This is a genomic window from Blattabacterium sp. (Blatta orientalis) str. Tarazona, assembly GCF_000334405.1.
Classification (GTDB): Bacteria; Bacteroidota; Bacteroidia; order Flavobacteriales; family Blattabacteriaceae; genus Blattabacterium.
Genome location: NC_020195.1, coordinates 201,780 through 215,225, shown reverse-complemented (window position 1 = coordinate 215,225; position 13,446 = coordinate 201,780). Strand labels below are relative to the sequence as shown.

Annotated in this window: 17 protein-coding genes; 11 read left to right on the top strand and 6 right to left on the bottom strand. The window is 27.0% G+C overall.

The annotated features are described in order from the left end of the window. Positions 1-10: 10 nt before the first annotated feature. The 5 genes from BLBBOR_RS01040 (at position 11) to groL (ending at position 4,098) form a co-directional block, all read left to right on the top strand. Entirely contained in the window at positions 11-1,303 is a 1,293-nt protein-coding gene (locus tag BLBBOR_RS01040; RefSeq protein WP_015370598.1) for a sigma-54-dependent Fis family transcriptional regulator, read from the top strand. Next, positions 1,293-1,763, top strand: coding sequence for a hypothetical protein (locus BLBBOR_RS01035; RefSeq protein ID WP_015370597.1), 471 nt, complete (start codon positions 1,293-1,295; stop codon positions 1,761-1,763). The genes BLBBOR_RS01040 and BLBBOR_RS01035 overlap by 11 nt, the downstream gene beginning before the upstream one ends. Positions 1,764-1,775: 12 nt before the next feature. Further along, entirely contained in the window at positions 1,776-2,000 is a 225-nt protein-coding gene (secG, locus tag BLBBOR_RS01030; protein ID WP_015370596.1) for a preprotein translocase subunit SecG, read from the top strand. 129 nt (positions 2,001-2,129) lie between these two features. Continuing rightward, positions 2,130-2,408, top strand: coding sequence for a co-chaperone GroES (groES, locus tag BLBBOR_RS01025; protein ID WP_015370595.1), 279 nt, complete (start codon positions 2,130-2,132; stop codon positions 2,406-2,408). 49 nt (positions 2,409-2,457) lie between these two features. Beyond that, positions 2,458-4,098: a chaperonin GroEL gene (groL, locus tag BLBBOR_RS01020; protein WP_015370594.1), complete on the top strand. Its 1,641-nt coding sequence runs from the start codon at positions 2,458-2,460 to the stop codon at positions 4,096-4,098. A 47-nt stretch (positions 4,099-4,145) separates the two neighbouring features. Here the strand turns inward: groL and BLBBOR_RS01015 are convergent, their stop codons facing one another. The 3 genes from BLBBOR_RS01015 to BLBBOR_RS01005 form a co-directional block, all read right to left on the bottom strand. Then, entirely contained in the window at positions 4,146-4,625 is a 480-nt protein-coding gene (locus tag BLBBOR_RS01015) for an HAD family hydrolase (RefSeq protein WP_235043236.1), read from the bottom strand. An 89-nt stretch (positions 4,626-4,714) separates the two neighbouring features. Continuing rightward, positions 4,715-5,104, bottom strand: a complete 390-nt coding sequence (locus tag BLBBOR_RS01010; RefSeq protein WP_015370592.1) for a DUF3276 family protein — start codon at positions 5,102-5,104, stop codon at positions 4,715-4,717. Between the two features lie 91 nt (positions 5,105-5,195). Next, a complete protein-coding gene (locus BLBBOR_RS01005) occupies positions 5,196-6,863 on the bottom strand; it encodes an ABC transporter ATP-binding protein (protein WP_235043235.1) in 1,668 nt (555 codons plus the stop codon). Between the two features lie 168 nt (positions 6,864-7,031). Here BLBBOR_RS01005 and nusB point away from each other — a divergent pair, with 168 nt between their 5' ends. From nusB to BLBBOR_RS03265, 4 genes are all read left to right on the top strand, one after another. Then, positions 7,032-7,958 carry a transcription antitermination factor NusB gene (gene nusB / locus BLBBOR_RS01000; protein ID WP_045118244.1) on the top strand — a complete coding sequence of 309 codons (927 nt, stop codon included), beginning with the start codon at positions 7,032-7,034 and terminating at the stop codon, positions 7,956-7,958. A gap of 63 nt (positions 7,959-8,021) precedes the next feature. Further along, a complete protein-coding gene (gene yajC / locus BLBBOR_RS00995) occupies positions 8,022-8,351 on the top strand; it encodes a preprotein translocase subunit YajC (RefSeq protein ID WP_015370589.1) in 330 nt (109 codons plus the stop codon). Then, the gene (gene coaE, locus BLBBOR_RS00990) at positions 8,348-8,968 is read left to right on the top strand and encodes a dephospho-CoA kinase (RefSeq protein WP_015370588.1); all 621 of its coding nucleotides are present in this window, start codon (positions 8,348-8,350) and stop codon (positions 8,966-8,968) included. The genes yajC and coaE overlap by 4 nt, the downstream gene beginning before the upstream one ends. Next, positions 8,952-9,068: a 30S ribosomal protein THX gene (locus tag BLBBOR_RS03265; RefSeq protein WP_015370587.1), complete on the top strand. Its 117-nt coding sequence runs from the start codon at positions 8,952-8,954 to the stop codon at positions 9,066-9,068. The genes coaE and BLBBOR_RS03265 overlap by 17 nt, the downstream gene beginning before the upstream one ends. Here BLBBOR_RS03265 and BLBBOR_RS00985 read toward each other — a convergent pair. After that, entirely contained in the window at positions 9,065-9,757 is a 693-nt protein-coding gene (locus BLBBOR_RS00985; protein WP_015370586.1) for a zinc metallopeptidase, read from the bottom strand. The genes BLBBOR_RS03265 and BLBBOR_RS00985 overlap by 4 nt on opposite strands. A gap of 98 nt (positions 9,758-9,855) precedes the next feature. Between BLBBOR_RS00985 and BLBBOR_RS00980 the strand changes: the two genes are divergently transcribed. Beyond that, positions 9,856-11,145, top strand: a complete 1,290-nt coding sequence (locus BLBBOR_RS00980) for an NAD(P)/FAD-dependent oxidoreductase (RefSeq protein WP_015370585.1) — start codon at positions 9,856-9,858, stop codon at positions 11,143-11,145. On the opposite strand, the gene BLBBOR_RS00975 is transcribed toward BLBBOR_RS00980, so the two are convergent. Further along, entirely contained in the window at positions 11,132-12,190 is a 1,059-nt protein-coding gene (locus BLBBOR_RS00975; protein ID WP_015370584.1) for a chorismate-binding protein, read from the bottom strand. The two genes, BLBBOR_RS00980 and BLBBOR_RS00975, sit on opposite strands and share 14 nt — an antisense overlap. A gap of 9 nt (positions 12,191-12,199) precedes the next feature. Continuing rightward, a complete protein-coding gene (locus tag BLBBOR_RS00970; RefSeq protein WP_015370583.1) occupies positions 12,200-12,628 on the bottom strand; it encodes a PaaI family thioesterase in 429 nt (142 codons plus the stop codon). 264 nt (positions 12,629-12,892) lie between these two features. Here BLBBOR_RS00970 and BLBBOR_RS00965 point away from each other — a divergent pair, with 264 nt between their 5' ends. Next, positions 12,893-13,435 (top strand): isopentenyl-diphosphate delta-isomerase, encoded by a 543-nt coding sequence (locus BLBBOR_RS00965; protein ID WP_015370582.1) that lies wholly within the window; start codon positions 12,893-12,895, stop codon positions 13,433-13,435. The last annotated feature ends 11 nt before the right edge of the window (positions 13,436-13,446 follow it).

Below are 13,446 nucleotides of genomic sequence, written 5' to 3'. Positions count from 1 at the left end.
CATTCCATACATGGAATCTATTCACAATATAAAACAAAAATTTAGTATTGTTGGAAATGAATATTCCTTGCATAGAGCTTTGGAAAAAGCTGTTCAAGTAGCGCCTACAGATATTTCTGTATTAGTTCTTGGAGAGAGTGGAGTAGGAAAAGAATTCATTCCAAAAATTATTCATCAATTTTCTTGTAGAAAACATCATTCTTATATAGCTGTAAATTGTGGGGCTATTCCAGAAGGAACAATTGATAGCGAATTATTTGGACACGAAAAAGGATCTTTTACAGGGGCTACAAGTATGCGTAAAGGATATTTTGAAGGGGCAGATGGAGGAACTATTTTTTTAGATGAAGTAGGAGAACTACCTTTAACTACACAAGTTCGTCTTCTTAGAGTTTTAGAATCCGGTGAATTTATTAAAGTAGGATCTTCTCAAATACAAAAGACTAATATACGCATTGTAGCTGCTACTAATTTGAATATGATAGAATCTATTCAAAAAGGAAAATTTAGAGAAGATTTATTTTATCGTCTAAATACTGTACAAATTAATGTCCCTCCTTTACGTTTTCGTAAGAACGATATTAGATTATTGTTTAAAAAATTTTCTAATGATTTTGCTGAAAAATATCACATGCCTCCAATAAAACTTACTGAAGATGCCTTTAAGTATTTAGAAAATTATCCTTGGCCTGGAAATATTAGACAATTAAAAAACTTAACAGAACAAGTATCTGTAGTTAGAAAAAAACGTGAAATTTCTATAGAAAAATTAAAAGAATATCTTCCAGAAAATATTCCTTCTTTATCATTTTCTAGTTCAAATAACGAACAATTCTTTCATGATTTTTCAAATGAAAGAGATTTTCTTTATAAAATTTTGTTTGACATGAGAAAAAATTTGAATAATCTAAAAAATTTAACCTTTCAATTGATAAAAAGTAAAAATAATACTAATAATAATTTTTTAGAAGAAAATCAACAACTTATGGAAAAAGTTTTTGGAAATATGATCAAACCCTCCAATAATCCTGTAAAATCTATAGTAGAAGATTCTATATTTAGATTAGAACATTCTTCTAATTCATCTAAAAATCCATCGACAAATGAAGATTTTGATTATGAAGAAGTAGAAGAAGATTCTACTAATAAAAACGAATCAAACACTTTTTCTTTACAGAAAAAAGAAATAGAATTTATTCAAAAGGCTCTAAAAAAAAATAATGGAAAAAGGAGAAAAACAGCTAGAGAGTTAGGGATTTCAGAAAGAACATTGTATAGGAAAATCAAACAATATGGTCTGTAAGAAAATTCTGATTATTTTTATCACTGGTTTAACTGTATTTTTTAATCATGTATATTCCTCCAAAAGAGAAAAAACAATAGAACTTGGAAATTTTTCGGAAGAAATAAATATCCCAGGAAAATCTCTTTCATTTGAAATGAAAAAAAAATTCGAAGATTATATCCTTTTGCATAATCCTTTAGGTTTAGTTTTGAAAAATGGAGATCTTCTTTTAGAGGGGAAAATTACTGATTATAAAATACATTCAATAAAAAATTATCCATTGAAAATAATTGAAATAAAAGCAAAAATTTTTTGCAAAGATAATTCTAATCCAGAGAAAAATTGGACTCAAAATTTTGAAATTTTAGAGAAAGTTCCTCATGAGGAGGTTTTTTTCCTGGATAATTCTTATATAATAGATCGAATTACAAAAAATTTTGTAGTAAAATTATACAATAGAATATTTAATAATTGGTAAAAAAAACGATTAATGTATTTAACTATACTTATTGGATTTTTTATTATTCTAACATGTTTGTTTCTTATTGGGATAATTTTGATCCAAAATCCTAAAAAAGGATTTATTTCTCAATCTTTTATGGAGAAAAATTTTAGATTTTTTGGAATAAAGAGAACTAATATTTTTTTGGAAAAAATAACTTGGACCTTATCTATCATTATCTTGTTTTTAACTTTTTTTTCAATTTATTATTAAAATACAAACAGTAAATATGTCATTATGGCATTAAATTTTATACAAATGTAAAAAATTCGAATTTTTTACATTTGGCATGTTTTTGGCTTTGAACGATAAGTATCGTTAACCTTAAAAATTATTTTAAATATGGGGAAAGTAAAGATTAAACCTTTAGCAGATCGTGTTTTAGTGCAACCTGATCCTGCTGAAACAAAAACAGCTTCAGGTATTATCATTCCTGATACTGCAAAAGAAAAACCACAAAAAGGCACTATAATAGCAGTTGGAAATGGAAAAAAAGATGAACCTATGATCCTAAAAGAGGGAGACAGAGTTTTATATGGAAAGTATTCAGGAACTGAACTGAAATGGGAAGGAGAAGAATATCTTATTATGAGAGAGTCTGATGTTATAGCTATTATATGATTTTAGGATAATAAATCCACAAATTACAACTAATAAAAATATAAAAATTATGGCAAAAGATATTAAATTTGATATTGAAGCAAGAGATAAGTTAAAAAAAGGTGTAGATGCATTGGCTAATGCTGTTAAAGTAACTTTAGGGCCAAAAGGACGTAATGTGGTATTGCAAAAATCTTTTGGAGGTCCTCAAGTAACCAAAGATGGAGTTACCGTGGCTAAGGAAATAGAGCTAGAGGATCCTATAGAGAATTTAGGAGCTCAAATGGTTAAAGAAGTCGCCTCTAAAACGAATGATGTCGCAGGAGATGGGACCACAACTGCTACTGTTCTAGCGCAAGCTATTGTTAGAGAAGGATTGAAAAATGTTGCTGCTGGAGCTAATCCTATGGATTTAAAAAGAGGAATAGATAAAGCTTTGGAAGTCGTTATTTCGGATTTGAAAAAACAATCTAGAGAAGTTGGAGGAAATACAGAAAAAATTAAGCAAGTGGCTTCTATCTCTGCAAATAATGATGAAAAAACTGGTGCATTAATAGCAGATGCTTTTGAAAAAGTAGGAAAAGAAGGAGTTATTACTGTAGAAGAAGCTAAAGGAACAGATACATCCGTAGATGTAGTTGAAGGTATGCAATTTGATAGAGGATATCAGTCTCCTTATTTTGTCACAAATACAGAAAAAATGATAACAGAATTTGATCAACCGCAAATTCTTTTATCCGATAAAAAAATAGCTGCTATGAAAGATTTGCTGCCTATATTAGAACCTGTGGCACAATCTGGAAAACCTTTATTAATTATTTCAGAAGAAGTAGAAGGAGAAGCTTTGGCTACATTAGTCGTTAACAAAATACGTGGAACCTTGAAAGTAGCAGCTATAAAAGCTCCTGGTTTCGGTGACAGAAGAAAAGCTATGTTGGAAGATATTGCAATTCTTACAGGAGGTACCGTAATTTCTGAAGAAACTGGCAGCAAACTAGAAGATGTTAAACTTAACATGCTAGGAAAGGCAGAAAGGGTTATTATTGATAAAGATAATACAACTATTGTTAATGGTGGCGGAAGTAAAAAAGATATAAGAGCACGTGTTGATCAAATAAAAGCTCAAATAGAAACTACTACATCGGATTATGACAAAGAAAAATTGCAAGAACGTCTTGCTAAATTGGCAGGAGGGGTTGCAGTTCTTTATGTAGGCGCAGCATCTGAAGTAGAGATGAAAGAGAAAAAAGATCGTGTAGATGACGCTTTGAATGCTACTCGTGCAGCTGTTGAAGAAGGAATTGTAGCGGGAGGAGGAGTAGCACTAGTTCGTGCTATAAAATCGTTAGATCATTTTATGGGAGAGAACCCAGATCAAGATACTGGAATACAAATAGTTAGAAGGTCATTAGAGGAACCTTTGCGTCAAATAGTGGCTAATGCAGGTGGAGAAGGATCTGTAGTAGTGGCTAAAGTAGCCGAAGGAAAAGGAGATTTTGGTTATGATGCAAAAATTGGAGAGTATAAAAACATGATAGTAGAAGGGATTATAGATCCTACTAAGGTAGCTAGAGTAGCATTGGAAAATGCGGCTTCAGTATCTGGAATGTTGTTAACTACTGAATGTGTTGTTACAGAAATTAAAAAAGAGGAAATCAATACTCCTCCAATGCCTGGAGCTGGAGGTGGAGGAATGGGAGGAATGATGTAGTTAAAGAAAAAAAATAGTGTCTGCTTATTTAGGACACTATTTTTTTTTTAAAACCAGTTTTTTTGAATTTTTAAAGTTTGTTCAATTACATCTCTTACGCATCCTTTTCCGCCTTCTTTTGGAGAAATATATTTAGATATTTCTTTAACCTCTTGAACAGCATCTATCGGGGAGCAAGGCAATGCGACAGATTTCATAATTTCCATATCTGGAATATCATCTCCCATATATAGTATACTATTCCTGGCAATATTCAAAGTATGACAATATTCATCTAAATATTTCTTTTTATTATTAACTCCTTGATAAATATGACGAATATTCAAACCTCTTAGACGTCTAAAAACCATCAAATCTGATCCCCTTGTTATAATACACAAATTATAGCCTTTTTTTTTTGCTAATTGCATGGCATATCCATCTTTAGCAAACATTTGACGAACCATATTTCCGTCAGGAAATAGATTTAAAGTACAATTTGTTAATACCCCATCAACATCAAATATAAAAGTATTAATATTATTCATTATATTCCTATAGTTATCCATAAAAATCAATCAATAACAACTTAAAAAATCACTATAAAAACTATAATGAATGAATACTGCTTTTGCCATTATATATCTTCAAAATCAATATTTGTAAAATTTTTCGTTTCTGATGTTTTTTTTTGCACATCTTTAATTTCTTGATTAAAAGCATGATTTTTAAAATCTTTTTGATGACGCTCTGAGATGACTTCTCTTCCTTTTTCATTAATGATAAATCGAATCATATCATCTAATATGCTCTGAAACTTTGAAAAATCTTCTTTATACAAGTATATTTTATGTTTTTTATAAGTAACTTCACCAGTTTCAGAAAAGTTTTTCTTACTTTCAGTTATAGTTAAATAATAATCTCCTGCTCTAGTTTCTCTTGCATCAAAAAAATAAGTACGACTCCCAGTCTTTAGAGTACGTGAACAAATTTCATTTCTTTCTTTAATATTTTCTTTTTCGTCCATTTCAAACAATATTATATTCCTAATTAAGCAAATCTAAATAAAAAAAACGGTCTATACCACGTTTTCCTGAAATTATTCTAAATAATTTTTTTTAAAAAAAGATACTATGATTTCCTATTTTAGATATTTTTCCATTTTTCAAAACAATAATAAGATCAAAATCAGATATATATGAAATATCATGTGTAATAATGATAATAGTAGTATTTTTCATATCCTCTTTTATATAACGAATGATTGATTTTCTAGTTTTTTGATCTATAGCAGAAAAACTATCATCAAATATAAGAATGCTTGGATTTCTTATAATAGCTCTAGCTATACATATTCTTTGTTTCTGACCTCCAGATAAAGTTATTCCTCTTTCTCCTATAACAGTTTCGTATCCGTTTTTAAAATTAAGAATATCATTTTCTATCATAGCCTTTTTCGCTGCATCATAAACTTTACAAGGTTCCACTTTTTCTATACTTCCTAAAGCTATGTTATTATAAATAGAATCCGAAAATAGAAAGGATTCTTGAGGGACGTAACCTATTTTACTTCGGAAATTATAAAGATCATGATTTTTCAAAGATAGATTATCGATAAGAATTTCTCCTTTATAAGGATCATATAAACGGGATATCAATCTCCCTATAGTCGTTTTTCCAGATCCTGTTTCTCCAGTCAATATTAAAGTTTTCCCTTTTGGAATAGTAAAAGATACTTTACTTATAGTTTTCGTAGGTTTGTCTTTTCTGTTGTAAATAAAGCTAACATTTTTAAATTGAACCTTTCCAAAAATTTTAGTTTTTATTAAATTATTATTATTAAATATTTCAGGCGTTTCTTTTAAAAATTCATTAATACGTATTTGTGATACTTTCGCTCTTTCTACAATAGAGACCACCCATCCTAAAATAATAAAAGGAAAAATCAAAACATTTATATACGTAAAAAATTCTGCAATAGTTCCTATTTCTCTTATTTCTCCTTTAAAATATTTTTTACCTCCAAAAAAAAGAATTAATAAATGACTTGTTCCAATAAGAAAAATAATAACAGAAGATAGAATGGTATCAATTTTTGCCAATTCTATATTTTTATTTCGATATTCCAATATAACTTTTTTATGTTTTTCTTGAAAAAATTTTTCAGATACAAATGATTTAATTACTTGAATCCCAGAAAAAGTTTCTTGCATAAAAGAACAAATAATAGATTGATAATTTTGAACTTCTTCACTTTTTTTAGTTATGTAAATACTAATATAATAAATAGAAACAAAAAGAATTGGTATAGGTAATATTACATAAAAGGTTAATGTTCGATCTATACGAAACATTTGTATGATAACCATTAAAAATAAAACTACAAGATTGATAAAATACATGACTCCTGGACCTATATACTGTCGTATAAAAGAAACATCTTCTGTAAGACGATTCATTAAATCTCCTGTTGAATTTTTTCTGTAAAAAGATAAATTAAGTTTTTGATAATGCGAAAATATTTCATTTTTTATATCAAATTCAATCATTCTAGATGTAGTAATAATACATTGCCTCATGTGATATTTTACAAATCCACCTATAATTGGAATTATCAATATAATACCTGTATAGATGCAGATCTTCATTTCTAAATTGGAATAATCCCTTGTATCATGTTTTGAAAAACTTGTGAAAATATTTTTTATGATATTAATAGATTTTCCTATATATGGAATAGGCAACAAAGTTAAAACATTGGATATTAAAATTAATATAAACCCCATGCACAAACGTGATTTATATTTACGAAAATATTTCTTACTAAAAGACAGTAAACCCCCCATACAAAACACAAAATTACAAACTTTTTAAGTTTCACTTTTTATTTATATAATTGCAAAAATTGCAAGACTTACGTTATTGTATAAAAAAAATCTATGCCATTTAAAAAAATGTTAATTAGGCGATATTTCAGAATAAGAAGTTTGCAATTTTTATATGCTCAACATCTATCTAAAATGGATTCAAGTAAAGTAGAAAAAAACATGCTTCAAAGCATTGATGAATTGCATGATTTGTATATATCGCTTCTTCATTTGATCTTAAAAATTAGAGATAAAGCACTAAAAATAAATCGATTTATTCCTAAAAATAAAATTAGTCCTGTGCAAAAAATTGCATATAATTCTGTAATAAAAATATTGTCTAATAATAAATATTTATTGGAATATGATTACAAGAAAAAAAATTCTGAAAAAATCTTATGGGAAAAACAAGATCAATATGTTCTTTTTTTATTAAAGGAAATACAAGAATCCAATTTTTTGGATATTCAAGAGCCTAATTCTTCTTTTGAAAAAGATAAAAATTTTCTCATCAAATATTACAAAAATTTTGTCATTCCTAATAAAAAATTGGTAGAATATATAGAAGATCTGTATATAAATGGATCAAATGACTTATATATAGCACATATGATGGTGTGTAAAACTTTGCAATTTATTCAATTATCTACTCCAAAAAATTTTAAATTGTATAATGTTTATAGGAACGATGAAAGTAAAAAATTTATCGTTAGTTTATATAGAAACACAATTTTTCATAAAAGGGAATTTAATGAATTAATTAGCAATATATCCAACAATTGGAATATAGAAAGGATAGCCATAATTGATTTAATCATATTACAAATGGCTATTTGTGAATTCTTATATTTTCCAAATATTCCCCCAAAAGCAACGATGAATGAATATATAGAAATTGCAAAAATTTTTTGTATGGATAAAAGCAAAACTTTTATTAATGGAATTCTAGATCAAGTATTCAAATTGTTACATAAAAATAATAAAATTTTCAAAGTAGGAAAAGGATTAAAGTAATTAATTTATTCTTATGTTTATTTATTTTATTATTATTTATAAAGAAATATTAATTTTTATTTTATGTTTTCCATATTACAACAAAATCCTATAACAAATACTCTTTGGATGTTTGCTCTAATATTTATTGTATTTTATTTTTTCATGATACGTCCCCAAATACGAAAACAAAAAATAGAAAAGAAATTCCAAGAAAATATAAAAAAAGGGAATCACATAGTAACGAGTTCAGGGATACATGGAAAAATTATAGAAGTTACAGATCACTTCTATATATTAGAAACCATTGTAGGAAAAATAAAACTTGAAAGAAATACTATATCTAAAGAATTAACTCAATTACGTTATGGAAATACTTTTAGTGCAAAAACACCTAAAATAGAAAAGAAATGAAATATTTTTTAATAGGAGTTACTGGAAAGATGGGCACTGGAAAAAGTTTATTTTCCTCTTTTTTTGAAAGAAAAGGAATTCCTGTTTATTCCTCTGATAAAAGAGGAAAAATATTAATGAACAAAATCGAGAATATAAGAAAAAATATTATAAAAATTTTTGGAAAAAAATCTTATGAAAAAAATAGAATAAACACAAATTTTTTATCTGAAAAAGTATTTAGAGATCCTATTGCATTAAAATTGTTATGTTCCATTGTTCACCCTTGGGTTTTTTTAGATTTCAAAAATTGGATTTTATCTCAAAAAAAAACTTTATATTTCATCAAAGAATCTGCTATTTTATTTGAAAGTGGAGCATATAAAAACTGTGATTTAATTATCACTTTAACTTCCCCCGTAGAAACAATGATTGAAAGAGTTATGAAAAGAGATAATTTAAAAGAAGATCAAATTCTGAATCGTCTCAATATTCAAATTTCTAATAGAAAAAAAATAAAACATTCTAATATAATCATTAAAAATATCCAAGATATTTCTTTCTTAGAAAAGAAAGCAAAAAAAATACATAAAGAAATTATTTCAAAAATTTATAAAAAAAATGGGAAAAGGAGATAAAAAAACTAGAAGAGGAAAAATAAGAAACAAAACATATGGAAATCTTCGTCCAAATCCAAGAAATACAAGGAAGAAAAAAAGAGAAACTAATAATCACTAATCATCTTTTTTATCAGTAAAAATAGACATAAAATATATCAATTGGGCTAAACTTCCCAATGCAGAAACCACATATGTCATAGATGCCCATTTCAGAGAGTCTTTCGCAGTATTATATTCTTGATAGGAAACTATATTTTTAGTTTTTAACCAATTTAAAGCCCTTCTACTTGCGTCGAACTCTATTGGAAGAGTTATAAAGGAAAAAATCACAGCTAAGGAAAACAAACCTATTCCTAATTTTAGAAGAAATGCATTTTTTCCTCCTGAACTATAGAAAATCGCAAGTCCAGACATGAGTACTATATTCGTAAATTTTGAGCTAAAATTCAAGATAGGAACTAACTGATTTCGCAATTTTAACATATTGTAACCTAACTTGTGTTGTAATACGTGACCACACTCATGAGCGGCGACTGCAGCTGCAGCAGCCGTTTTTTCATGATAAACCCTATCACTTAAATTAACTGTTTTATTCATAGGATTATAATGATCTGTTAATTCTCCATCAACAGATATAACAATGACGTCATAAATCCCATTATCAGTTAACATCTTCTCTGCTATTTCTTTTCCACTCATGTGATTGTGTAAATACAACTCAGAATAAATTCTAAATTTATTTTTTAATATTTTACTAATAATAACACTAAAAAAAAATGTTATCCCTACAATCCAATAATAAGTCATAAAAAATACAGATCTATTTTTTTATTAACAAAATTATTAATTTATTAGTTAAAATGAAAATATAATTTTTATAAATTTATAACGTCAAACTTTTAACCATGAATATCCCAACAGTAAATAGTCTAAAAAGAGTCGTTATTATTGGTGCAGGATTTGCTGGGTTACAAGTTGCAAAAAAATTAAAAAGGGATAGGTTTCAAGTAGTACTTATAGATAAAAATAATTATCACACCTTTCAACCTTTATTATATCAAGTAGCTACAGCAGGATTAGAGCCAGATTCTATTGCACATTCTATTAGAACAATTATCAAAAAAACAAAAAATTTCTTTTTTAGACTAGCTTATGTTCATTATATCAATACAGAAAAACAAAAAATATATACAAATGTTGGAGACTTGTTTTATGATTATTTAATTATGGCTACTGGTTCAGTTACCAATTATTTTGGAAACAAAAATATTGAACATTTTGCTTTTCCTATGAAATCTATTCCAGAAGCTTTAAATTTAAGAAGTCTTATATTGCAAGATTTTGAATCTGCTTTGCTTACTAAAGATTCTAAAGAAAGAGAAAGACTTATGACTTTTGTTATTGTTGGTGGAGGACCTACTGGAGTAGAATTAGCAGGAGCGCTAGCAGAAATGAAAAAATACGTATTACCAAACGATTATCCAGATTTGGATATACAACGTATGAATATTCATTTGTTGCAAGCCACTCCAAGATTATTAGACGGAATGTCTGAACCCTCTGCGAAACAAGCTTTTAAAAATTTAAAAGAATTAGGGGTTAATATTTGGTTAGATTGCTTAGTTAAAGATTATGACGGAAAAATTGTTTTTATAGACAAAAATAAAAGCATAGAATCTGCTAACGTTATATGGGCGGCTGGAGTAAAAGGTGCTATTATAAAAGGATTTTTAAAAGAAGATATGGAAGGACAAAGAATTTTGGTGGATGATTATTTAAAAACTTTAAGATATAAAAATATTTTCGCTATTGGCGATGTTGCTTATATGATTAAAAATTCCTCTTATCCAAATGGACATCCTATGATGGCACAACCAGCTATTCAACAAGGAAATTATTTAGCGGATAATTTTAATCGTTTTCTAGAAAAAAAACAGATTAAACCTTTTCGATACAAAAATTTAGGAACTATGGCCACTATTGGCAGAAATAAAGCGGTATGTGATTTTCCATATTTTAAATTAAAAGGTTTTTCAGCTTGGATTGTTTGGATGTTTGTCCATTTAGTTAGTTTAGTAGGTTTTAGAAATAGAGTTATCGCTTTAATGAATTGGGTCATTCAATATCTTCATTATAATAAAAGTGTAAGACTTATTATAAGACCATTTCACAGAAAAAAAATCAATCAAAAATAAATTTAGAAAGAATGTTTTTGAATTTATTTTCTGTTTCTGCATATTCTTTATTAGCTTCACTATCCTTTGTGATTCCGCTCCCTGCATATAAAACAATTTCTTTTTTGTCCATTTTTATTTTTGCACATCTTAAGTTAAGATATAATTCTATTCTACTCCCTCCATCATAAACAGGACCAAAATAACCTGTATAGAAATTTCTTTGATATCCTTCATATTTACGTATATAATCTAAAGAATTATTTTTAGGAAATCCACATATAGAAGGTGTTGGGGATATCTCGTCTAATATTTTGAAATAATTTGGTTTCTCCAAAAAAGAAAAACTAATAGGAGTTTCTAAATGATGCAAATGTCCTATATTTAAAATTCTAGTTTTTTCAACACAAAGATTTCCAGAAAATTTTTTAAAAAAATTGACAAAATATTTTATTACTATATTATGCTCTTCTACTTCTTTTTTAGTCCATCTATGATTGCCCCAAATAGTTCCAGCTAATGCTACAGTTTTTAACTTTTTTTCATTACATTTTACTAGTAATTCCGGAGAAGCTCCTATCCAAAAACCATAATTAAAGTCATACCATAAAGTAACAAATGCATTCGGATATGAATAAATAAGCTTTTGAAAGGTTTTCTTCAAGTAAAAATTTTGAAATGGAATTTTAATACATCTAGATAAAACTACTTTTTCAAAATCTCTATTCTTTTTTATAGTTTCAATAGCATTTTCAATCAAATTCTTATATTTTTTCGAATAAATTAATAAAGAAGATCCACTATTTTGCAATGGAAAAATGAAATTATCCATTTTTTTTGGATTTTCTATATTTATAGAATAAATTTTTTTTGTATAAATCCTTATGGTATAATTTCGATTAAAACTGACAATTAAGAAAAAGTTATTTTCTTTTTTAGATTTCTCTTCTTGAGAAAAAAAATATATTTTTTTTTCATAAGGTTTTTTAAATAGTACAAAACTTTTATTGTTCCAATAATTTTCAATTATTTTTTTATATAAGTTTATCACATTTATCTTTACCATTTTACTTAGTTATTTTTTTTCTTTGGGAATTATTATGTTAGTCATTTTACAATAACTAATTTTTTCCTTTTTTTCATTATAAATACTAATTTGAATGAAATGAATTGTTTTTCCTTTATGAATTATCTTTGCTTTTGCGAAGATTACACCTTTTATGACTTTTTGTATGTGATTAGCTGAAATTTCAATATTAAAAACATTAAAAACGTTTTTATTTATATTTATGATAGACAAAGAACTTCCAACACTTTCAGCTAAGGCTATTGTAGCACCACCATGAAGAAAACCTATAGGTTGTAGTTTTTTCTTGTTTACAGGCATTTTTGCCACTAAAAAATTTAATCCTAAATAGATATATTTTATTTGAAGAGTATTCATCAATGTATTCTTTCTTAAACTATTTAACTCTTTTAAGATTTTTTTATTTTTTTTCTCCATAATTTCAAAATTTCTAACGTCATTACTTACATATCCTCCTAAACCTATAGAATTAGGTAAGATTTTTAAGTTATTTCAAAAAAATCAAATGTAAAAATTAAGAGATAAATCCTCATTAAGTGCAATACTATAAGCGTAAGAAACATTCAAGTTTATATTATAGAATTTCTACTACCCGTATCATTATCAAAAATGAAAAAAATAGTTTTAAAAAAAAACATATTCCCATACTAACACGTACATTTGCCCGTTAAAAAATTAACCATGGCGAGAAAACAAGAGGATTTTATTCCTTTGATAGGAAAAAAAAACAAAATTATCGGGTTCGAAAAAAAAGAAAAAATTCATACAAAAGGGTTATTACACAGCGCGGTATCTGTTTTTGTCTTTAATGATAAATCCAAAAAAGATGACAATAGGTTGTTAATGTTGCAAAAAAGATCTTCAGAAAAATATCACTCTTCACTTTTATGGACTAATACCTGTTGTAGTCATCCTCGGAAACATGAATCTGTTTTGACAGCTGCACATCGTTGTTTAATAGAAGAAATGGGTTTTGATTGTTTTCTAGAAAAAAAATTTTGTTTTACCTATCATGAATTATTAAATAATGGATTAATAGAAAATGAATTAGATCACGTATTCGTAGGATATCACGCTTATTCTCCTATCATTAATTCTAAAGAAGTAGATAATTGGAAATGGATCACTCTAAAAGGATTAAGAAAAGATATTCAACTTTATCCGAACTCTTACACCATTTGGTTAAAAATTATTATTAAAAATTATCTACAAAAATTAATTTAGATTAAAAAAAA

What these genes read in the sequence shown, in the direction of transcription:
- BLBBOR_RS01010 (WP_015370592.1), bottom strand. Translation starts at nt 5,104, where the DNA reads ATGGACGAAAAAGAAAATATTAAAGAAAGAAATGAAATTTGTTCACGT.
- BLBBOR_RS00980 (WP_015370585.1), top strand. Translation starts at nt 9,856, where the DNA reads ATGAATATCCCAACAGTAAATAGTCTAAAAAGAGTCGTTATTATTGGT.
- coaE (WP_015370588.1), top strand. Translation starts at nt 8,348, where the DNA reads ATGAAATATTTTTTAATAGGAGTTACTGGAAAGATGGGCACTGGAAAA.
- BLBBOR_RS00970 (WP_015370583.1), bottom strand. Translation starts at nt 12,628, where the DNA reads ATGGAGAAAAAAAATAAAAAAATCTTAAAAGAGTTAAATAGTTTAAGA.
- groES (WP_015370595.1), top strand. Translation starts at nt 2,130, where the DNA reads ATGGGGAAAGTAAAGATTAAACCTTTAGCAGATCGTGTTTTAGTGCAA.
- BLBBOR_RS00965 (WP_015370582.1), top strand. Translation starts at nt 12,893, where the DNA reads ATGGCGAGAAAACAAGAGGATTTTATTCCTTTGATAGGAAAAAAAAAC.
- yajC (WP_015370589.1), top strand. Translation starts at nt 8,022, where the DNA reads ATGTTTTCCATATTACAACAAAATCCTATAACAAATACTCTTTGGATG.
- BLBBOR_RS01015 (WP_235043236.1), bottom strand. Translation starts at nt 4,625, where the DNA reads ATGAATAATATTAATACTTTTATATTTGATGTTGATGGGGTATTAACA.
- BLBBOR_RS01005 (WP_235043235.1), bottom strand. Translation starts at nt 6,863, where the DNA reads ATGGGGTTTATATTAATTTTAATATCCAATGTTTTAACTTTGTTGCCT.
- BLBBOR_RS00975 (WP_015370584.1), bottom strand. Translation starts at nt 12,190, where the DNA reads ATGGTAAAGATAAATGTGATAAACTTATATAAAAAAATAATTGAAAAT.
- BLBBOR_RS00985 (WP_015370586.1), bottom strand. Translation starts at nt 9,757, where the DNA reads ATGACTTATTATTGGATTGTAGGGATAACATTTTTTTTTAGTGTTATT.
- BLBBOR_RS01040 (WP_015370598.1), top strand. Translation starts at nt 11, where the DNA reads ATGGAATCTATTCACAATATAAAACAAAAATTTAGTATTGTTGGAAAT.
- nusB (WP_045118244.1), top strand. Translation starts at nt 7,032, where the DNA reads ATGTTAATTAGGCGATATTTCAGAATAAGAAGTTTGCAATTTTTATAT.
- BLBBOR_RS01035 (WP_015370597.1), top strand. Translation starts at nt 1,293, where the DNA reads ATGGTCTGTAAGAAAATTCTGATTATTTTTATCACTGGTTTAACTGTA.
- BLBBOR_RS03265 (WP_015370587.1), top strand. Translation starts at nt 8,952, where the DNA reads ATGGGAAAAGGAGATAAAAAAACTAGAAGAGGAAAAATAAGAAACAAA.
- groL (WP_015370594.1), top strand. Translation starts at nt 2,458, where the DNA reads ATGGCAAAAGATATTAAATTTGATATTGAAGCAAGAGATAAGTTAAAA.
- secG (WP_015370596.1), top strand. Translation starts at nt 1,776, where the DNA reads ATGTATTTAACTATACTTATTGGATTTTTTATTATTCTAACATGTTTG.